Origin of the sequence: Corynebacterium sp. HMSC074C11 (assembly GCF_001809455.1) — a bacterium.
GTDB lineage: Bacteria > Actinomycetota > Actinomycetes > Mycobacteriales > Mycobacteriaceae > Corynebacterium > Corynebacterium amycolatum.
Genome location: NZ_KV797739.1, coordinates 15520 through 35275 on the forward strand (window position 1 = coordinate 15520; position 19756 = coordinate 35275).

15 protein-coding genes are annotated in these 19756 nt (G+C 58.6%); 10 read left to right on the plus strand and 5 right to left on the minus strand.

The features are described from left to right. The first annotated feature begins 42 nt into the window (after positions 1 to 42). Positions 43 to 2253, plus strand: a complete 2211-nt coding sequence (locus tag HMPREF2614_RS07730) for an MMPL family transporter (protein ID WP_246815689.1) — start codon at positions 43 to 45, stop codon at positions 2251 to 2253. Between the two features lie 49 nt (positions 2254 to 2302). On the opposite strand, the gene HMPREF2614_RS07735 is transcribed toward HMPREF2614_RS07730, so the two are convergent. Beyond that, positions 2303 to 2983 (minus strand): 3'-5' exonuclease, encoded by a 681-nt coding sequence (locus tag HMPREF2614_RS07735; protein ID WP_038628522.1) that lies wholly within the window; start codon positions 2981 to 2983, stop codon positions 2303 to 2305. Positions 2984 to 3078: 95 nt separating this feature from the next. Between HMPREF2614_RS07735 and ligA the strand changes: the two genes are divergently transcribed. Next, complete coding sequence (gene ligA / locus HMPREF2614_RS07740) at positions 3079 to 5199, plus strand: NAD-dependent DNA ligase LigA (RefSeq protein WP_141745475.1); 2121 nt, start codon at positions 3079 to 3081, stop codon at positions 5197 to 5199. Here ligA and HMPREF2614_RS07745 read toward each other — a convergent pair. Both HMPREF2614_RS07745 and HMPREF2614_RS07750 read right to left on the minus strand, forming a co-directional pair. Beyond that, entirely contained in the window at positions 5196 to 7562 is a 2367-nt protein-coding gene (locus HMPREF2614_RS07745) for a glycogen/starch/alpha-glucan phosphorylase (protein WP_038628524.1), read from the minus strand. The two genes, ligA and HMPREF2614_RS07745, sit on opposite strands and share 4 nt — an antisense overlap. Positions 7563 to 7689: 127 nt before the next feature. Next, on the minus strand, positions 7690 to 8355 hold the full coding sequence (locus HMPREF2614_RS07750; protein WP_038628526.1) for an ACT domain-containing protein: 666 nt from the start codon (positions 8353 to 8355) through the stop codon (positions 7690 to 7692). A 227-nt stretch (positions 8356 to 8582) separates the two neighbouring features. On the opposite strand from HMPREF2614_RS07750, the gene gatC reads away from it, so the two are divergent. The 7 genes from gatC (at position 8583) to HMPREF2614_RS07785 (ending at position 16217) form a co-directional block, all read left to right on the plus strand. Further along, on the plus strand, positions 8583 to 8876 hold the full coding sequence (gene gatC, locus HMPREF2614_RS07755; protein WP_005509328.1) for an Asp-tRNA(Asn)/Glu-tRNA(Gln) amidotransferase subunit GatC: 294 nt from the start codon (positions 8583 to 8585) through the stop codon (positions 8874 to 8876). 15 nt (positions 8877 to 8891) lie between these two features. Beyond that, the gene (gene gatA, locus HMPREF2614_RS07760; RefSeq protein WP_049181171.1) at positions 8892 to 10406 is read left to right on the plus strand and encodes an Asp-tRNA(Asn)/Glu-tRNA(Gln) amidotransferase subunit GatA; all 1515 of its coding nucleotides are present in this window, start codon (positions 8892 to 8894) and stop codon (positions 10404 to 10406) included. Positions 10407 to 10521: 115 nt separating this feature from the next. After that, a complete protein-coding gene (locus HMPREF2614_RS07765) occupies positions 10522 to 11589 on the plus strand; it encodes a FecCD family ABC transporter permease (RefSeq protein WP_370547363.1) in 1068 nt (355 codons plus the stop codon). After that, complete coding sequence (locus HMPREF2614_RS07770; protein WP_038628530.1) at positions 11590 to 12390, plus strand: ABC transporter ATP-binding protein; 801 nt, start codon at positions 11590 to 11592, stop codon at positions 12388 to 12390. Positions 12391 to 12400: 10 nt separating this feature from the next. Further along, positions 12401 to 13525, plus strand: a complete 1125-nt coding sequence (locus HMPREF2614_RS07775) for an ABC transporter substrate-binding protein (RefSeq protein WP_049181173.1) — start codon at positions 12401 to 12403, stop codon at positions 13523 to 13525. A 53-nt stretch (positions 13526 to 13578) separates the two neighbouring features. Then, entirely contained in the window at positions 13579 to 14610 is a 1032-nt protein-coding gene (locus HMPREF2614_RS07780; protein ID WP_038628534.1) for an ATP-dependent 6-phosphofructokinase, read from the plus strand. Positions 14611 to 14753: 143 nt separating this feature from the next. Continuing rightward, entirely contained in the window at positions 14754 to 16217 is a 1464-nt protein-coding gene (locus HMPREF2614_RS07785; protein ID WP_049181174.1) for a YkvI family membrane protein, read from the plus strand. 26 nt (positions 16218 to 16243) lie between these two features. On the opposite strand, the gene HMPREF2614_RS07790 is transcribed toward HMPREF2614_RS07785, so the two are convergent. Then, complete coding sequence (locus tag HMPREF2614_RS07790) at positions 16244 to 17077, minus strand: class I SAM-dependent methyltransferase (protein ID WP_038628538.1); 834 nt, start codon at positions 17075 to 17077, stop codon at positions 16244 to 16246. A gap of 53 nt (positions 17078 to 17130) precedes the next feature. On the opposite strand from HMPREF2614_RS07790, the gene gatB reads away from it, so the two are divergent. Beyond that, positions 17131 to 18639: an Asp-tRNA(Asn)/Glu-tRNA(Gln) amidotransferase subunit GatB gene (gatB, locus tag HMPREF2614_RS07795; RefSeq protein ID WP_049181176.1), complete on the plus strand. Its 1509-nt coding sequence runs from the start codon at positions 17131 to 17133 to the stop codon at positions 18637 to 18639. A gap of 12 nt (positions 18640 to 18651) precedes the next feature. Here the strand turns inward: gatB and HMPREF2614_RS07800 are convergent, their stop codons facing one another. Beyond that, positions 18652 to 19728: a glucose dehydrogenase gene (locus HMPREF2614_RS07800; protein WP_239663055.1), complete on the minus strand. Its 1077-nt coding sequence runs from the start codon at positions 19726 to 19728 to the stop codon at positions 18652 to 18654. Positions 19729 to 19756: the final 28 nt, after the last annotated feature.

A 19756-nucleotide genomic window follows, 5' to 3' on the forward strand; every position in this document is an offset into this window, starting at 1 on the left:
TATCGGCGATTCAACGCCGCTTTATTTGGCACTAAACGACGCATGTGGCTCACCATCGTCGTGTCGTTGCTGGTAGTGGGGCTTCTGTCAGCAGTAGCGCCCTCTGTGGAGGACGTAAAGACGAATTCCGGCGACGGTCCGTCGGAAACTGCGCAGTCAATGGAAGCGAAGAAGCGTCTCCGTGAGGCATTTCCCACCGAGCCAAATCTTCTGCCTGCCGTCGTAGTGTTGACCTCAGACTCGGCAAAGACCACTGAGAAAGCCGCGCACGACGTTCTCGCTGATTTAGCTGAGCGGGACGGGGGTTTTACTCGGGCGCCGATTAGCCCCGTGTGTACCAGCTTGGGAAGCCAGGTGCTTCGTGAAGGCAAGTGTATCCCGGGTTCACCGGAAGGAACCCGCAGCGAGGATGGAAAGACCGTAACCATCGTTGTCCCCACGGTGGGCGATGCTACTGAGAAGTCCTACCGCGATGACATTGATGCACTGCGCGAGGATATCGCCGCCATTGCAGATAATGCTGACAAATCCGGCAACGTGGAAACTCACCTCACCGGCCCAGCGGGCATCGTCACCGATACCGTGAAGGTCTTTTCCTCTGGTGACCGGGTGCTCATGCTCGGAACCATTCTTTTGGTGCTAGTTATTTTGCTACTAGTTTATCGTTCGCCAGTACTCGCGGTCCTGCCGTTGATGGCCGTTGGTGTTGCAATGCAGCTGGTACAGAGCGTCGGCGCGTTGCTCGCAGATACCGGTGCCATTGAGATCAGCTCGCAGACCGCATCGATTATGACAGTGTTGCTCTTCGGTGTCGGTACTGACTATGCGGTGATTATCAATGCCCGCTACCGTGAAGCACTGGCTACCCAGCGAGAAAAGGAGCAAGAGCTGGACCGTAATGCTGCAATGGTGGATGCAATGGGGCGTACTGGCGAGGTTCTCGCTAGCTCCGCAGGCACCATCATCCTGGCAATGATGGCGCTGCTATTCACCAAGTCGCCCGCGTTGCAAGGCTTCGGCCCGTATCTCGCTATCGGTGTCGCTTCAATGGCCATCGTTGCTGCCGTGTTCCTGCCGGCGTTGTTCATTGCGGTGGGCAAGGCTGCATTCTGGCCGGGCGGATATGACAAGGCACTCCAGCGAGTCGACTCGAAGATGTGGACGAAGGTCGCCAATACCGTCGACAAGAAGCCAAAGGCTGTTCTAGCCGCAGGCCTGGCACTGCTGATTGTGATGTCGCTGGGGGTCTTGAATTACAAGGAGTCTTTCAACTTCCTCACTGGCTTCCGCGTGGATACCGACTCGGCGGCGGGGCAGGAGCTTGCGGCCCGCGATATTGGTGCGGGCGAAATTGCCCCGACTACCTTGCTTATCGAAGGGAAGAATCTCGACTTGCCGCAGCTGCAGCAGGCCGCTGAAGAGGTGGCAAAGAAGGATTCTGCGGATATCGCCCGAATTAGTGTCACTGCCCGTGATGTCACCGATGACGGTGAGACGGCACACATGACTGTTGTGCTCAATCAGGATCCATACATCATAGAATCCATGGAAGCTCTGGAACCCATCAGCAATGATGTGCGCGATGCACTGAAGACGGCTGGTGCTTCCGCAGACACGACAGTGACTGCCACGGGCGAAACCGCTGAGCTTAGCGACGTCCGCGCTGAGCTCGATCGCGATATCAAGATGCTGGTGCCAGTGATGATTGTCATCGTGGCAATTGTGTTGGCAGTGCTACTCAAATCCCTACTAGCGCCGCTGTACTTGGCAGCGACACTGTTGCTGTCGTTCGTCGCCACGATGGGGGTAACCGTCCTAATTGCACTGAATATTCAGGGAGATGAGGGCATTGGTAACCGCGTGACTTCCTACATTCTGGTGTTCTTGATTGCACTGGGGGTGGACTACACCATCTTTGTGATGAGTAGGCTGCGGCAGGAGCTGAAGCACCACGATATGCGTGCGGCAATGAAGATTGCCGTTGCCCGAACTGGCGGCGTGGTTTCATCGGCAGGTCTGATTCTGGCAGCTACCTTCGCAGTGCTGATGACGCAGCCAATCCGTGAGCTCTACCAGTTCGGTTTGGGCCTGGCACTTGGTATTTTGCTGGATACCTTCGTGGTCCGCCCCTTCATTGTCCCGGCCATTGTCCGCCTGATTGGTGACAATGCACTGTGGCCAACAAAGCCGAGCAAGTTGCTCGCCGAATCAAAGGAACAGCCGCGGGCAGAAATAGTGTCAGCCGAACACTAGTGGGCAGTGGCTAACCAGCCCTTCCGTGTGCAAGTACGGTGAGCCGACCTTAAGCGTCAGTAACGTCGGTCGGCCACCCGAAAGTGAAGTTAGATACGTCGCGGCCTTTGTCTGCCAGCCAACGCTGCAGGTTCTTCTTGTACTGGTAGTACGCGACAGCTTGCAGCTCCATGAGTTCGTCTCCCGATTTTTCGGTCAATTCACGGTAGTGACGCGCCATCACCCACGCGATGCGCGCGGCGGCGAGAGCATCCTCGGTGGCATCATGTGCCCCGTCTAGCCGCACCTGATAGTGGCGGGAGACATCAGTTAGAGTGCGCTTTTCACGGCGATCAGGATCGAAGTAATTGTCCAGCACAAAAGGATCGACCACGAGCCCGTCAACAGTAAAACTGGGGTCTTGCGAGCGAAGTACGGTCAAATCATAGGCCGCGTTGTAGGCCACTACAGTCAGACCATCGCGCCAGGCAGCTCGAAGACCCGCAATGGTATCCGCCAAAACTTCATCATGCGGACGCCCCTCCGCGCGAGCTTTTTCAGTGGTGATGCCGTGCACATCAGACGCAGCTTGCGGAATTTCGACACCGGGATCGGCGAGCATGATGGTGGAATCTTTGCCCTGCTCCGTCAGCCGGACCAATGCGGAAGTGACGATTTTGCAGGTACGGGGGTCCGTGCCGGTAGTCTCCAGATCAAACGCGAGCATGCGTCGCGGATCGAAATTATGCATGTCTCAACTGTAGCGGAGAGCACGGATTCACTGACGTGACAGGAACGGGTCAAGAGAATTTCAGTTCGACCGGCGCATCCGGGCAATGACATAGAATGAGCGACGTGACTTCCTCGACCGATGAGAACTCCGACCTGTCAACCTCCGATTTGTCTTCGTTTTCCAGCGCCCCCGCCTCCGAACCAGCGCCGGCGGACGTCCGGGAGAATTGGCAAGATCTAGCTACTCGCATTCGTGAAAACGCTGCGCTGTACTACACCGCACAGCCGGTTATCTCCGATGCTGAGTACGACGAGATGTTCCGTCAATTGCAGCACTTAGAGGAGCAGTGGCCCGATCTGGTGGTGCCGGACAGCCCCACGCAGCAGGTCGGTGCGCAGGTCGAAGCGCCTGCCGACGGCGAAGTGTTCGAGCCCGTTGAGCATCTCGAACGCCTCTACAGCTTGGATAATGTTTTCGATGAGCAGGAACTGCGCGACTGGTTGGCCCGCACTCCGGCCAGCACATACCTGACTGAGCTGAAGATCGATGGCCTGTCAATTGACCTGGTCTATGAGAAAGGTCGCCTTGTCCGGGCGGCCACCCGCGGAGACGGCCGCGTGGGGGAGAACGTCACCGCTAATGCGCGCACCATCGAAGATATTCCGCATGAAATCAGCGGCGAGAACATCCCCGACGTGCTCGAGGTACGTGGTGAAGTCTTTATCTCGTTGGAAGAGTTCGAACGCATCAATGCCGACCGCGTCGACGCAGGCCAGAAGCCGTTCGCGAACCCGCGTAACGCAGCTGCGGGTTCACTGCGACAAAAGGACGTTGCAGAAGTGGCAAAGCGCCGTTTGTCCATGATTTGCCATGGAATTGGCCATATCGAGGGATGGCGTCCGCAGTCCCAACACGAGGCCTATCGGGCTTTGGACGAGTGGGGCTTCCACGTGTCGCCGTATACAAAGCAGGTTCATTCCGCGGACGACGTCGTCAAGCAGATGCAGTACTGGGGAGAGCACCGCCACGATGCTATCCACGAGATGGATGGGCTTGTGGTCAAGGTTGACTCCCTTTCCGAGCAGCGCGCGCTGGGCGCGACCTCGCGGGCGCCACGCTGGGCGATTGCGTATAAGTACCCGCCAGAAGAGGTCACGACGGACCTGCTGGACATTCGAGTCTCCATCGGACGAACTGGTCGTGCGACGCCATATGCCGTCATGAAGCCAGTCTTTGTGGCGGGATCGACGGTCGAGATGGCGACGCTACACAACCCTTCTGAAGTGCACCGAAAGGGAGTGCTCATCGGGGACCGCGTGACCATCCGCAAGGCCGGTGACGTGATTCCAGAGGTGCTCGGTCCCGTGGCCGATCTCCGAGATGGCAGCGAGCGAAAGTACATTTACCCGACTCTGTGCCCCGAGTGCGGTACTCGTTTGGCTCCGGCAAAGGACAGCGATGCCGATTGGCGTTGCCCCAATACCCGTTACTGCCCAGGTCAGCTGCGTCGTCGTATTGAATTCCTCGCCTCTCGCTCCGGGTTTGATATTGAAAACCTGGGGGAGAGGGGTGCTGCCGACTTGATTCATCGCGGCGTGCTTGACGACGAGTCCCTGCTCTTCGACCTCACCGAGGAAGATTTGCTCGGCACTGAGGTCTACACCACGGCTTCGCGCAAAACGCTGAATGCCAATGGTAAGAAGCTGCTGGCCAATATTGAGGCAGCCAAGGATAAAGAGCTGTGGCGTGTATTGGTCAGTCTGTCTATTCGCCATGTGGGCCCGACGGTAGCGCGGACCTTGGCGCAGAAGTTCGGCTCGATGGAGGCGCTGCGGGCTGCGAGCCGTGAGGAGATTTCGGCGATTGACGGGATCGGTGAGATTATTGGCGATTCCGTAGCCGATTGGTTTGAGGTGGACTGGCACCGCGAGGTTGTTGAGCGCTGGGAAGCTGCGGGTGTGCGCATGGCCGATGAGGTCACCGATCGCCCAGATCAGGTGCTAGAGGGATTGACCGTGGTAGTCACCGGCTCTTTGGAGGACTTCACACGCGATAGCGCGAAGGAAGCCATTATCTCCCGTGGTGGTAAGGCCGCGGGGTCGGTGTCGAAGAAGACCGACTACGTGGTGGTTGGCGAAAACGCCGGCTCCAAGGCCACAAAGGCCGAGGAACTGGGCTTGCCCATCCTCGATGAGGATGGGTTCAAGCGGTTGCTGGAAACTGGTCAGGCCTAAATCTTGGTCTCTTCTAGCTTCCAGACCTCGTTGGCGTAATCGCGGATGGTGCGGTCGGAGGAGAAGCGGCCCGAACGGATGATGTTCAGGAAGCACTTCTTGGCCCACGCCAGCTCGTCGCGGTAGTCCTCGGCCATGCGGTCACGGGTTTCGCGGTAGTCAGCGAAGTCGCCGAGGACGTAGTAAACGTCGGCCGGCTCGTACCCGTTGGACTCTAGCAGCGAGAAGTGCAGGTCGTGGAACATTCCGCTGCCACCGTCATCAAAAGTGCCGTCGACAAGCGAATCGACAGCGCGCTTGAGCCCCGGCACCGTTTCGTAAGTGCCACGTGGGCTGTAGGTGCGGCGCAGCTCCGGCAGTTCCTCTTCCAGCGCACCGAAGATGTAGGCGTTCTCTTCGCCGGCGGCGTCGACGATTTCGACGTTTGCACCGTCCATGGTGCCCAGCGTCAGTGCGCCATTCATCATGAACTTCATGTTCGAGGTACCCGAAGCTTCCTTACCGGCAGTGGAAATCTGCTCGGAGACGTCGGTGGCTGGGATGATGTGCTCTGCCGGGGTGACGTTGTAGTTTTCAACGAAGGCGACCTGCAGGCGACCGTCCATGTCCGGATCGTTGTTGATCTTGTCCGCGATAGCGTTGATGAACTTAATGATGGCCTTCGCGCGAACGTAGCCTGGGGCGGCCTTGGCACCGAAGATGAACACGCGCGGTGGCACGTCCAGCGCTGGGTCTTCCTTGATGCGGTAGTAGAGATCCAGGATGTAGAGCGCGTTGAGAAGCTGGCGCTTGTACTCGTGCAGACGCTTAATCTGGGTATCGAAGATGGCGTCCGGGTTCACCGAAATACCCTGGCGGTGCTCCAGCCAGGTGGCGAAGTCCTTCTTGTTCTCGTGCTTGATGTCGAGAATCTCACGCAACACGGCCTCGTCGTCAGCAAACTTTTCGAGCTCAGCGAGCTTGTCCAGGTCGGTGACCCAGGCATCCGAACCCGACAGGCGAGTCAGCAGCGCCGACAGGCGCGGGTTGCACTGGTTGAGCCAGCGGCGCGGGGTGACTCCGTTGGTCTTGTTGTTGAAGCGCTCCGGCCAGATATCGTGCCAGTCCTTCAACGTTTCGCGCTTAATGATTTCCGTGTGCAGGGCAGCCACACCGTTGATGGAGTACGCAGCGTAGCAGGCGATCCACGCCATGTGGATGCGGCCGTGGGAAATCGGCGCCATGTAGTCAATCTTGCCCTGGTCGAAGCCGCGCCCCGCCAGGTCTTCGCGGAAGCGGCGGTCGATCTCACGGGTGATCTCCAGAACGCGACCGAAGAGACGGTCAAAAATGGAGTATTCCCAGGTCTCCAACGCTTCTGCCAGAACGGTGTGGTTGGTGTAGGCGAAGGTGTTGGAAACGACGTTCCAGGCGTCGTCCCAGCTCATATCGTGCTCATCCAGGAGTAGACGCATCAGCTCTGGGATCGCGAGCACCGGGTGGGTGTCATTGAGCTGAATGGAGTTGTACTTGTGGAAATCGCGCAGGTCCTCGCCGTGATTCTCGATGTAAGAATCAATCATTGTCTGCAGCGAAGCCGAGACGAAGAAGTACTGCTGGCGAACGCGCAGCACCTTGCCGTCATAGGTCGAGTCATTCGGGTAGAGCACGCGGCACAGGTCATGGACGCGCTCCCGTTCGACAATGGCGTCGGTGAAACGCTGCGAGTTGAAGGCGTCATAGTCGAACTCACGCATTGGCTCCGAGTGCCACAGGCGCAGCGTGCCGACGTTATCGGTGCCGTAGCCGGTAATTGGCATGTCATATGGAACAGCGCGCACGACCAGGTCATCAAAGGTGACAATCTTGGACAGTTCCTCGCGACGAATGACGAAGGGGTAGCCCTCTTCCATCCACGGATCCGGGTGCTCATCCTGGAAGCCGTTTTCAAAGCTCTGCTTGAACAGACCGTAGCGGTAGAGGATGCCATAACCGGTCACCGGCAGATTCTGCGTGGCACAGGAATCCAGGAAGCAGGCGGCCAGACGACCCAGGCCACCGTTACCGAGAGCGGCGTCGTGTTCGGCCTCGAGCACGTCTGTCAGATTCTTGCCGTACTTTTCCACCGCAGCGGAGGCCTCATCCACCAGGCCTGCATTGAGCAGGTTGTTCAGCAGGGCGCGACCCATGAGGAACTCGGCGGAGAAGTAGTGCTGCTGGCGGGTAGCAGCGTATGCCTCCGTGGTGCGCTGCCAGTTGTCCGCTAGGTCATCGACAACAACCCGTGACAGACCGGACCAGAATTCCATCTCAGTGGACGACTGGGGGACACGGCCGGATTCGGCACGAACGTGGGATCCGACGAGGTCACTCAAGTTCGACATCAAAGAAGCTCCTTATTGACTGGTATCATTTCCAGACTTTACCGCTAAGCGTGAATCACTGCGCTCCATAGGGGAGGAGCCATAGGGTAAGAGCTTCGAGCAGAAGGGAGCAGCCCACTAGTCGCTGCTAGTCGATAATCGCGCCGACAATCGTGCCAATACGTCCCAAGTGCTCAACCTCACTTGGCAGGAAGTCCGGCCCGCCGGGCCGGCCAATAACGAGAACCAGACCCTCGCCCATTGGAGTAGCGGCAATGGAGGAGTCCATAACCGTCCAGTCCTCCGGCAGCCACGTTTCTTCGTCCGGATCCAGGTTTCGTGGCGAGTCAATCGGGGCTTCCGGCAGAGTCCGGCCGTTATCCTCTGGAGCAGCGGTAGAGGAAGCGCGACGCACCCAGTGGCCATCGCTCTGTTCGCCGAGGACGATAGCCCAGCCTGCAGTCATAGTCTGAGGCAGGCCGTCGACGACATCTCCGAGGGCACGATCCAAGTTCTTCGTGTGCTGTGAGAACTTGGCCAGCAGCGCAATCTGTCCGCGGCGGTCAACCGAGCCGGAGAAAGGTCTAATTGAATCGACTTCCACTCCGCTAATGGACTGAGCCGCTGTAATCAGTGTGTCTGGGAGCAGGCCCATAGGCAGGTCAACCACGATGTCGTCGACAACAACGCCATTAGCGCCGTAATCTACGACGTCGACACTGCGAATATCACCTTCTACTTCGCCCAGGGCAGCCGCGACGTAGCCAAGTGCGCCTGGTTCGTCGGGAAGCTGGATGCGAAGGAGGTAACTCATGGCTGTGTGTACAACCTTTCGAATAATTGAGAGTGATTCTTGCGGTGTAACTATAGAAGTAGTGATTTAGGTTACAGGGTAAACCTCTGAAATGTAAGACCCTGCGGACAACGACTCAACGATAACGACTACTGTTGGCAAGTACAGCCCGCTCGCGCGGTTCAAAATCAGTTTCAACTAAACTTCTGTGCACTAGCTTCGTACGAAGAAATGAAAGGGGTACTAGCGTGCCAGCTATCTCACGCGATGAGGTCGCACACCTAGCGCGATTGTCCCGTCTGGCTCTGACTGACGCGGAACTCGACGAGTTCGCCGGTCAGATCGACGGCATTATTAACCACGTCCAGGCCGTTCAAAAGGTGGCTGCGGATGATGTGGAACCGATGAGTCACCCCTCTTCGCTGTCCGGTGTGATGCGCGAGGACGTCGTCAAGCCGACGCTGACTGCGGAGCAGGCGCTGGACCAGGCGCCGTCGCAGGACCGCCAGCGCTTTGAAGTTCCCCAGATTCTCGGCGAGTAGGAGTACGTGGAAGAAATGACTGCAGCTAACCCGAATCTGCATGCCGCTGTTGCTGAGGACCCGATTCTGGGGCTGAGCGCTTTCGAGCTCGCACAGAAGATTCACGCTCGTGAGCTGACCTCGGTAGAGGTCACCCAGGCGTTCCTCGACCGTATCGCGGCAATTGATGAGGACATTCACGCATTCCTGCACGTCGGTGCCGAAGAGGCCCTGGCTGCAGCTCGCAAGGTCGATGAGTCGCTGGATGCTGGCGAGGAGCCGGCCTCCGCGCTGGCCGGTGTTCCGCTGGCACTGAAGGATGTCTTCACTACCACCGATGCGCCGACCACCTGTGCTTCCAAGATGCTCGAGGGCTACATGAGCCCTTACGACGCAACGGTTACTGCCAAGCTGCGTGCAGCTGGCATCCCAATCCTGGGTAAGACCAACATGGATGAGTTCGCCATGGGCTCGTCGACTGAAAACTCCGCTTACGGCCCGACTCACAACCCGTGGGATGTTGAGCGCACCGCAGGCGGTTCCGGTGGTGGCTCTTCCGCGGCGCTGGCTTCCGGTATGGCTCCGCTGGCTATCGGTACTGACACCGGTGGCTCGATTCGTCAGCCAGCAGCTCTGACCGCAACGGTCGGCGTGAAGCCGACCTATGGCACGGTATCCCGCTACGGCCTGGTCGCTTGTGCCTCCTCGTTGGACCAGGGTGGGCCGACCGCGCGAACCGTTCTGGACACCGCGCTGCTGCACGAAATCATTGCTGGTCACGACGAGAATGACTCGACTTCCACGGAGCAGCCGATTGCCGATGTGGTTGCTGCTGCCAAGGAAGGTGCTACCGGTGACCTCACGGGGGTTAAGGTCGGCATCGTCAAGCAGTTCGACCGCACCGAGGGTTACCAGGCCGGCGTACTGGACAGCTTCCACGAGGCCGTCGACAAGCTTAAGGAAGCTGGCGCAGAGGTGGTCGAGGTCGATTGCCCGAACTTCGACCACGCACTGAGCGCGTACTACCTGATTCTGCCGTGTGAGGTCAGCTCCAACCTGGCTCGTTTCGACGGCATGCGTTACGGCCAGCGTGTTGGTGATGACGGTTCGCACTCGGCCGATGAGGTCATGGCTATGACCCGTGCCGCTGGTTTCGGCGATGAGGTTAAGCGACGCATCATCATCGGTACCTATGCGCTATCGGTCGGTTACTACGACGCCTACTACATCCAGGCACAGCGCGTCCGTACCCTGATTCAGCAGGACTTCGAGCGGGCCTTCGAACAGGTGGATGTCCTGATCTCGCCGACCACTCCGACCACTGCGTTTAAGTTGGGCGAGAAGGTTGACGACCCGCTGAGCATGTACATGTTCGACCTGTGTACTCTGCCGCTCAACCTGGCCGGCATGTGTGGCATGTCCGTGCCGTCGGGCCTGGCTGAAGACACCGGCCTGCCGGTAGGCCTGCAGATTATGGCTCCGCGCCACGGTGATGATCGTCTGTACAAGGTCGGCGCTGCCTACGAAAAGGTTCGCGGCTCGATTGCATAAAAGCGTTCAATAAGCCTTAGTCGGTTTTCTGCAACCGTCGTTTTCTCACTGAAGTGGGAGAGCGGCGGTTGTTGTCGTGTCGGGGAGAGTTTCATACATGCGCAGGAACGCAAACATGGAGAGAGTTAGATTTAAAAACCCACCGCGGTTTATGCCGTGGATCTATGGGCTGGTCATTGTCATAGCCATTGCCGTCAGTCTGGTCGCTGCGGTGGTCTTCGGCTCGGCGGATATCACCTGGTCCACCACGACACAGGTCATCTCGCATCACATCTTCGGCACTGAGCTCGATGAATCTGTGCCCGCCAGTTCGGACACCATCATCTGGAACCTCCGCGCTCCCCGGGGAATTCTCGCAGCGATTGTAGGGGCGGGGCTAGCTGTCTCCGGTGTGGCTATGCAGACATTGGTCCGTAACCCGTTGGCAGACCCGTATCTGCTAGGTATTTCTGCCGGCGCCGGCGCTGGTGCGACCGCGGTGATTATCTTTGGTGCTTTCTCCGGTAGCCCCATCGCGCCGCTGACATTCGGCGCACTCCTCGGTGCAGTCATGGCCACCCTCGCAGTCGGTGCTTTCGCCACTGCAGGCGGTGGGCTGACTCCGCTGCGCTTGGTGCTCTCTGGCGTTGTGCTCTCCGCTGCGTTTTCCGCGCTGAGTAGCTTCATGGTCTTCGCTGGGCCAGACCCGAGGGCCGCGCAGTCCGTGATGTTTTGGATGCTGGGCTCTGTTGCCGGTGCGACATGGCTGAAGACGCTCTTCCCGCTCATTGTCCTCATCGCAGTACTGTTGTTTTTCCTGGTCAAAGCCCGTCATCTGGATGCGTTGGCAACTGGTGAGAGCACTGCAGCAGCCGTAGGTATTGACGTTTCTCGGCTACGCACACAGGTATTTGTGCTCCAGGCTGTCCTCGTTGGCACGCTTGTTGCGGTCTCGGGTGGCATCGGGTTTGTCGGCCTGGTGATTCCACACTTGACCCGCATCTTGGTAGGGGCCACACACCGCGTTGTCCTACCGGTTGCTGCACTCATGGGTGGACTGTTTCTCATCTGGGTGGACATCATCGCGCGCGTAGTGGGCGGAAGCCAGGAAATGCCGCTGGGAGTAGTCACGGGATTGGTTGGTGCACCACTTTTCCTATACCTCATGAGCCGTTCGCACTACAGCTACGGAGGTGCCGAGTAAATGAGCGCCCCACAAAAATCTGTACTCGCCGCTAAAGATGTGCGCTGCGATATCGCTGGGCGCACCATTGTCAGCGGAGTCAACCTCAACTTCGGTGCAGAACCCATGACCGCCATCATCGGTGTTAACGGCGCGGGCAAATCCACGTTGCTGCGTGCGCTCGGTGGAATCACGAAACCGGCCACGGGCGAGGTTGAGATTAACGGCAAATCGATGAGCTCAATCAGCTCGAAGCACCGCGCCCGCGATCTGGCTTTCGTCGCGCAGAACGAGGTTCCACCCGCCGAAATGCGCGTGCGCGACTTTGTCTCCCTGGGGCGCTTGCCCTACCAGCGCCTTTTTGGTGGCAACACTGCCGAGGACAATTCCCACGTCGACCGTGCGCTGGAGCTCGTGGGGTTGGAAGCGGTTGCGCAACGCCTGTGTGGGCAACTCTCGGGTGGGCAACGCCGTCGCGTGTGTCTGGCGCGTGCCATCGCCCAGGACTCGCCAATCATGCTTCTCGACGAGCCCACTAACCACCTCGACGTGCGCCATCAACAATCCGTCCTCCGTCTGGCCCGCTCCAGCGGAGCGTGTGTCATTGCCGCGATCCACGACTTGGACCTGGTGATGAACCACTTCGACCGCGTCATCGTGGTCGCGGACGGCGGTATCGCGGCCGACGGCATTCCCACAGAAGTGCTTACCCGCGACTTTGTCGCCCAAATCTTTCAGGTTGAATCCTGTCAGCTCAATTCCCCCGCTGGCCGCCGCCACCTCGCAATCGATAGCGAGCTGGATGCTGTCACCATCAACTAGGAGTATTCCCATGAATTACGGACACACTTTCCGACGTCCTCTTCGTGCCTCAGCAGCTGGTATCGCTGTGGCTGCTCTGGCATTCGGAGCCGCCGCCTGTGGCTCTGATGAGGGAACGCAGGCCTCGTCGTCAGGCCTTACTCTCACCAACTGCGGTGAAGAAGTTAGTTACCCGGGTGTGGCTAAGAAACTGCTAATCAATGACGGCAATATTGCTTCGCTGGCGCTGGCGGTGGGGGCTGCGGATGAGATCACAGCGGTGAGCTCTATGGCCTCGCATCTGCCGGTGTTGACCGCAGCTTACGGCGATGCAATCGCGCAGAAGCCGGAGGTCGCGAAGGAGTACCCGAATCTGGAGCAAGTTATTGCGGCCGAGCCGGATGTGATGCTGGCGGGATGGGGCTATGGGTTTAGCGAGGATAAGGGTATTACCCCGGAATCGCTTTCCGAGCACGGTATCGGCGCCTACACCCTGACGGAATCTTGCCGCACTGGTGACGCAGCCTCGGCGGGCAAGGAAGGCAGTGGCGACCCGGGGCATACTCGTGGTCTGGTGGATCCGTGGGAAGCTGTCAAAATTGATCTGAAGAACATCGCTACCCTGACTGGCCACGACGGTGAGGGCGACAAGGTTATTGCGGATATTGATAACCGTCTACATGCCCTGGATACCGCACCGAAGGGCGACAAGAAGCCGGTGGGTTTCCTCTTTGACTCTGCTGGTGACGCCCCGTTTACCTCGGGTTCCTTTGGTGCCCCGCAGGGCATCCTGGACAAGGCTGGTGCGACCAATGCGACCGAGTCGATTAAGGACACCTGGACTACGACCTCCTGGGAGCATGTCGCGGAGATGAATCCAGACTTCATCGCGATTGTGGACTATCCGGGTCAGACCTTTGAAGAGAAGATCAAGGTTCTGCGCACGAATCCGGCAACGAAGGATCTCGAGGCGGTCAAGAAGAATCGCTTTATTAACCTACCGATTGCATTGTGGACGGAGTCTCCGCTGAACGTCGATGCCGCAGAGTACGTGCGCAAGACGCTCGAGGAATATGGTCTTCTGCCGACATCGGAGGTGACGACGAAGATGGAGCTACCGTCCGAGCTACCAGGGCAGGAGTACCTGCAGAAGTAGTTTCGACCAAGGCCGTCAAGCACGAACTGACTAACGCGACTAAGGTGGGCATCATGCGAATTGCGACCCTTACCTCCGGTGGAGATTGTCCCGGTCTGAATGCCGTTATCCGTGCAATTGTCCGTACCAGCTCGAGCGAGTACGGCTCAACCGTCGTCGGTTTTGAGGACGGTTGGATTGGTCTTATGGAAGACCGTAGGGTCCAGCTTTACGACGATGAGCGGATTGACCGCATGCTGCTGCGTGGCGGCACGATGCTGGGCACCGGCCGCGTGCATCCGGACATTCTCATGTCTAACCTCGACCGCATCAAGGAAAATCTCTCTGATGCGGGCATCGATGCCCTGATCCCAATCGGTGGCGAAGGTACGCTGAAGGCCGGCAAGTGGCTTTCGGACAATGGGGTGCCGGTTGTCGGTGTTCCGAAGACTATTGATAATGACGTCAACGGTACGGACTACACCTTCGGTTTCGACACGGCTGTGGCTGTTGCCACCGACGCGGTTGACCGTCTGCACACCACTGCGGAATCCCACCAGCGCGTCATGATTGTTGAGGTCATGGGTCGACACGTGGGCTGGATTGCTTTGCATGCGGGTATGGCCGGCGGTGCTCACCACATTGTCATTCCGGAAAAGCCATTCGACATCAACGAGATTGTGAAGTCGATGGAGCGCCGTTTCCAGATGGGTGAGAAGTACGGCATTATCGTCGTCGCTGAGGGCGCCACCCCGAAGCCGGGCACCATGGAGTACGAAGAGGGCGGTGTTGACCAGTTTGGTCACCAGACCTTCAACGGTATTGGTCAGGTCATTGGCGCGGAGATTAAGAAGCGCACCGGGTACGACGTTCGCACCACGGTTCTGGGCCACATTCAGCGTGGCGGTACGCCGACTGCGTACGACCGCGTGCTAGCTACCCGCTACGGTGTCCATGCCACCCGAGCAGTACACGAGGGGGACTTCGGCAAGATTGTCGCTCTGCACGGTGAGAACATCGAGCGTATCGACATCGACGATGCGGTTGCTGAGTTGAAGGTTGTGCCGGATGGCCGTTACCGTGCCGCTGCTGCGCTGTTTGGTTAAGCACGCGTTGCTAAACATTTAGGCACATCTTCGTAACAAAATAGGCATACTGCCCGAGCTGGTGTATCAATCACCAGCTCGGGCAGTATGCTTTGTAAGGTTCCGGTTTTGAAAAATAGACTTATATTTAGGATTTTCTCGTTATGTGGAAAAGAGCCACAACAATCGCGATGGCCTTTGTCGGCCTAACTGTCGGTGCCGGATTCGCATCCGGCCAGGAAATGATGCAGTACTTCGTGGCATTTGGCACTAACGGCTTGTGGGGCGTTGTACTCGCTTCCGTCGTGATGATTGCCAGTGGCCTGGCAGTGCTGTCAATTGCCAGCTACTTGCAGGCTGACGAGCACTCCGAGGTCTTCGACGTAATCACCCGCAATTGGGTTTCGAAGATTCTGGACATCGCCGTGATGATCACGCTGTTCTGTACCGGCTTCGTCATGTTCGCCGGTGCCGGTGCGAACCTGAATCAGCAATTCGGACTTGAGGTGTGGATCGGCGCCGTCATCATGGTTGCCCTGACTTTGGGTGTCGGCATGCTGGATGCGGACAAGGTCAGCCGAGTGATCGGCATGGTCACTCCATTCATTATCGTGTTCCTGCTGGGAGCCGGTATCTACACTTTGTTCACCACCGATACTTCGATGTCGGAGGCCGCGCAGTACACCACTGAACTGTCGACCTCGCTGCCGCACTGGTCTGTTTCTGCCCTGAACTATGTTGGTTTCTGCGTGATGGTGGCCGTATCGATGTCCATCGTCATTGGCGGTAGCTACCTGAACCCGCGTGAAGCTGGCATCGGTGGTCTCATGGGCGGCACCATTTACGCAGGTCTGCTGACGTTGGTGACCTTTGCCCTCTTCTTCAAGGTCGAGTCCGTTGGCCATGAGGATATGCCGACTCTGGCAATTGTCAATGAAATTCATCCGGTTCTGGGTACGGTGATGGCGATCATCATCTACGCCATGATTTTCAATACCGCCATCGGTATGTTCTACGCGTTGGGTCGCCGCTTGACACGCAATACTCCGCAGCGTTTCCGACTGGTATTCATCGTGACGGTGCTGATTGGTTTTGGATTGAGCTTCTTCGGTTTCAAGGCCCTGGTTGGCTCCATCTACCCGGCCCTTGGCTACGTCGGTATCGCTCTTATCGTGATTCTGTGTGGTGCGTACCTGGCTGGACGTAACAAGCTGATGGAGGAGTCGAAGCGTCGCGGCCGTATCCGTAAGCTCGCACGCCGGAAGATGCATCCGAACAAGAAGTTCACCACCGCCGATCAGAAGAAGCTCGACCGCGCTTTGGCCAACTCCAACATTTCCAACGTCGATCTTCAGGAGAGCGTCCGCGACGACATCGTCGAGGAACTGGTTAGCGACGATAATGTTGAATTCACCGAGGATGACGCCGAGCGCATCGTAGAAAAGGATAATGAGCGCCTGGAGAAACTTTCCGAAATCGAGGAAGCCTCCGATGAGGACAATCCTCGCGAGACCGCGAGGGACTCCTTCCCAGGCGAGGTCACGGCTACTGCGCCGAAGAAGCTTGCCGGACAGACTAAGAACGCATTGAAGCGTGTGGCTCACCCTAAGCCGAAGAAAGAAAAGTAACTAGCGCGACTAGGCGGCTCGAAAATTTAGGTGGCTCGAAAATAGAAGGCATCGCACCGGTAGGGAAGGGCGATGCCTTCTTCGTATGTGTGCCCCAAGTGTTCGTGGAGATACCAATGTAAGTTCGTCTCCACCTTGGCGCGTGTGGCAGGCTTGGAACGAAGCCAATAGGAACGGGTTCGTGCCAGCAGCACGATGTCCTCGATGGTCAGTGTCTGCTCCCAGGCCAGGCGTACCTCATCGACTAGCTCCAACTCCGGGCCAACCTCGGGGTAGAAGCCGGGACGCAACACGTCGCCGGCGTGCATGATACGGCTGAGCCGATGCACCCACGGTACGGAAACATCCAAGGTGTTCCACACCAACATAGCCACGCCATCCGCGCGTAGCACCCGAGTGAGTTCTTTACTTGCAGCTGTCGGGTCCACCCAGTGCCATGTCTGCGCACATGTTGCTACATCGACGCTGTTGGACTCCAGTCCCGTGTGCTCCGCAGTGCCGTTCAGGCATTCCGCCGCTGGCACATTGTGCATCAGTGCTTGGCGCATCGCGGTGGAGGGATCGAGTGCCAGCAGGGTGGCGTCGCGGTAGACGTCGGCAAGCGAGGCGGTGAGTTTTCCAGTGCCGGCGCCGATATCGGCGACTACCTGTGGGCGCGGTGCAAGGCGGGTAAGCGCTTCACTGACGGTTGGAGGATATCCGGGGCGTACGCGGTGGTAGCCAGTGGCGCCGTCAGCGCTTTCTTGTAGGTCGTCGTCGAAAGTAGCGCCTGCGCGGTGGCGGTCAGCGGCGTCACGGAACGTTGGCGTTTCGCGTGCTGACGTCGGTGGAATCGGTGGGTGTTCGTTAACTCCGGGCACGACTTATACCCTAGGGCACGCCTGCGGGGCCATCGCTAGTAGACTCTACAAACATGACCGCTGCATACGCTGATGACTTGATGGACTTTGATGAGGTCCTCGAACGTTTTGATCCGGTAATGGGCATGGAGGTTCACGTCGAGCTCTCGACGAATACCAAGATGTTCTCCCCCTCTTCGGCGCACTTTGGTGCCGAGCCGAATAGCAACGTCGATCCCTGCAGCCTCGGCCTACCTGGCGCGCTGCCCGTGGTTAACCGTCAGGGCGTTGAGTGGGCCATCAAGATTGGCCTGGCGCTGAACTGCGAGATTGCTGAGTCCTCCCGCTTCGCGCGCAAGAACTACTTCTACCCGGACCAGCCGAAGAACTACCAGATTTCGCAGTACGACGAACCAATCGCCTACGACGGATATCTTGACGTTCAGCTTGACGACGGCACGGAGTTCCGTGTCGAAATCGAGCGCGCTCACATGGAAGAGGACACCGGCAAGCTGACGCACTTGGGCGGTGCCGATGGTCGTATTCACGGTGCTACGCGTTCGCTGGTGGACTGCAACCGCGCAGGTATTCCGCTGATTGAGATCGTTACTAAGCCAATTCTCGGTGCAGGGGAGCGTGCCCCAGAGGTTGCTCGTGCGTACGTTTCTGCGCTGCGTGACCTGGTGAAGTCCCTCGGCGTCTCCGATGCCCGCATGGACCAGGGCTCGATGCGTGTGGACTCCAACGTTTCCCTGCGCCCAATCGGCCAGGAGGAGTTCGGCACTCGTACCGAGACTAAGAACATCAACTCCCTGAAGTCGGTTGAACAGGCTGTTCGCTACGAGATGCAGCGCCAGGCTGCTGCGATTACTAATGGCGAGGAGATTGTTCAGGAAACCCGCCACTACCAGGAGACCGACGGCACGACCTCCAAGGGCCGCCCGAAGGAATCGCAGTCGGATTACCGCTACTTCAACGACCCGGATCTGCCACCGGTGATTGCGCCGCGTGAGTGGGTGGAGGAAATCCGTGCAACTCTGCCGGAGCTGCCGTGGGTGCGTCGTGCCCGTATTCAGGAAGAGTGGGGTCTGAAGGACGAGGAAATGCGCGACCTGGTTAACGCCGGCGCTCTCGACCTGATTGTCGACACCGTTGAGGCTGGTGCCGGTCCGGCTGAGGCTCGTTCCTGGTGGGTCGCTTACCTGGCGCAGAAGGCCAACGAGGCAGGCGTGGAGCTGGCTGAGCTCGCGATTACCCCGGCACAGGTTGCACGTGTGATTGCACTGATTGAAGAGGGCAAGCTGACCAACAAGCTGGCCCGTAAGGCCGTCGACGGCGTGCTCGCAGGCGAGGGCGATGTTGATGAGGTCGTTGCTGCCCGTGGCCTGGAGGTCGTTCGCGACGACGGTGCTATTGAGAAGGCCGTCGACGATGCACTGGCTGCTAACCCGGACATCGTCGAGAAGTACCGAGCTGGCAACAAGAAGGTCGTCGGTGCCATCGTGGGGCAGGTCATGAAGGCCACCCGCGGCAAGGCAGACCCGGCTCAGGTCAACCAGCTGATTGCGAAGAAGCTGAGCTAGCCTCCCTGAAAGCTAATCCGGGGAACCGCCGGCGGCACCATCGCTCGGCAGTCTGACGACGCGTTCGTCGGACTCCGACGGTTGTGCCCCGGCGGTTTTGTTGGTCGTGGCACCCCAAACTTCAATACCCTGATTCGCTGCGACAGCCGCTACATACGAGATGTGGCCGAAGTCGCCGTCGACAAGCACTTCAGGGGAACCCTTGACCTCCCACGCCGCGTCGGGCCCACTTGACTTCGGACCCACCGGCATGGAGATGACCTTCTGCGCGTCTGGGATGGCAATGACCACGCGGTCACCCATCACTGCGCATCCACCGATGGAATCGTTCAGGTCCACACCGCCGAGGGGGTTAATCACAGGGCCGGTGAGCTGAACCAGTTGTGGGGTGCCGTCGAGAATGGCGGTTGCCAACGGCGGCATTCCGTCCGGACCATGGCAGAACTGCTGAAACTCAATGCCTGGATCTCCCACGAGCAATTTGCGCGGGGACAGGGTGTCCGAAGTTCGGTCAAAATAGATTCCGAGAATGCCGGGCTCGCTGAGGTCCGGAAGTTCGCGCACATCAGCGGTGCTGCCCTCCACGAGGGTGACGCGCGCAATGGTGTCGTCGTTACGCAAAACAAAGACCTGACGGTCCTCTTCAACCGAGGGACTGGGCAGCAGTTGTTTTGCAGGGGCGCCGAGCCGTGCGACCTCACGCGGTGTCTTACCCGGTGCGACAGCGGTGAGTGCACCGTCGTCGGTGGCGACGAGAGCTTCCCCAGGGCCGGTTGAGGCTAGCGCGGTGGTAAGTGGTAGGCAGGCGGCGAGAGTGACATCATCGAGGTCGCAGGGACCTTTGTCTTTGGCTTTGCTTTCCGTGGTCGGGACCGGGGTAGAGGGCAAATCAGGGGAGGAAAACTTCGGCATGGCAATGCCTGTCGGTTCTGACTTGTCTTCAGTAAACGGCAACTCAAGCGCGCTCGAGGCACTCATGCAGCCGGAAAGAGAGACCATCCCGACGACACCAGCGGCGAGCGCAGCACGACGACGCCGCCCGCGAGCGCGAGCCTGTGCACTGCTGGTGTGGACGAGGTGGAATCCCATAGGCATACACAATACAGCCTCGTTTCAC

Excerpts from the sequence above, each read along its gene's own strand:
- HMPREF2614_RS07730 (WP_246815689.1), top strand. The coding sequence starts at position 43 with ATGTGGCTCACCATCGTCGTGTCGTTGCTGGTAGTGGGGCTTCTGTCA.
- HMPREF2614_RS07735 (WP_038628522.1), bottom strand. The coding sequence starts at position 2,983 with ATGCATAATTTCGATCCGCGACGCATGCTCGCGTTTGATCTGGAGACT.
- ligA (WP_141745475.1), top strand. The coding sequence starts at position 3,079 with ATGAGCGACGTGACTTCCTCGACCGATGAGAACTCCGACCTGTCAACC.
- HMPREF2614_RS07745 (WP_038628524.1), bottom strand. The coding sequence starts at position 7,562 with ATGTCGAACTTGAGTGACCTCGTCGGATCCCACGTTCGTGCCGAATCC.
- HMPREF2614_RS07750 (WP_038628526.1), bottom strand. The coding sequence starts at position 8,355 with ATGAGTTACCTCCTTCGCATCCAGCTTCCCGACGAACCAGGCGCACTT.
- gatA (WP_049181171.1), top strand. The coding sequence starts at position 8,892 with ATGACTGCAGCTAACCCGAATCTGCATGCCGCTGTTGCTGAGGACCCG.
- HMPREF2614_RS07765 (WP_370547363.1), top strand. The coding sequence starts at position 10,522 with ATGGAGAGAGTTAGATTTAAAAACCCACCGCGGTTTATGCCGTGGATC.
- HMPREF2614_RS07770 (WP_038628530.1), top strand. The coding sequence starts at position 11,590 with ATGAGCGCCCCACAAAAATCTGTACTCGCCGCTAAAGATGTGCGCTGC.
- HMPREF2614_RS07775 (WP_049181173.1), top strand. The coding sequence starts at position 12,401 with ATGAATTACGGACACACTTTCCGACGTCCTCTTCGTGCCTCAGCAGCT.
- HMPREF2614_RS07780 (WP_038628534.1), top strand. The coding sequence starts at position 13,579 with ATGCGAATTGCGACCCTTACCTCCGGTGGAGATTGTCCCGGTCTGAAT.
- HMPREF2614_RS07785 (WP_049181174.1), top strand. The coding sequence starts at position 14,754 with ATGTGGAAAAGAGCCACAACAATCGCGATGGCCTTTGTCGGCCTAACT.
- gatB (WP_049181176.1), top strand. The coding sequence starts at position 17,131 with ATGACCGCTGCATACGCTGATGACTTGATGGACTTTGATGAGGTCCTC.
- HMPREF2614_RS07800 (WP_239663055.1), bottom strand. The coding sequence starts at position 19,728 with ATGGGATTCCACCTCGTCCACACCAGCAGTGCACAGGCTCGCGCTCGC.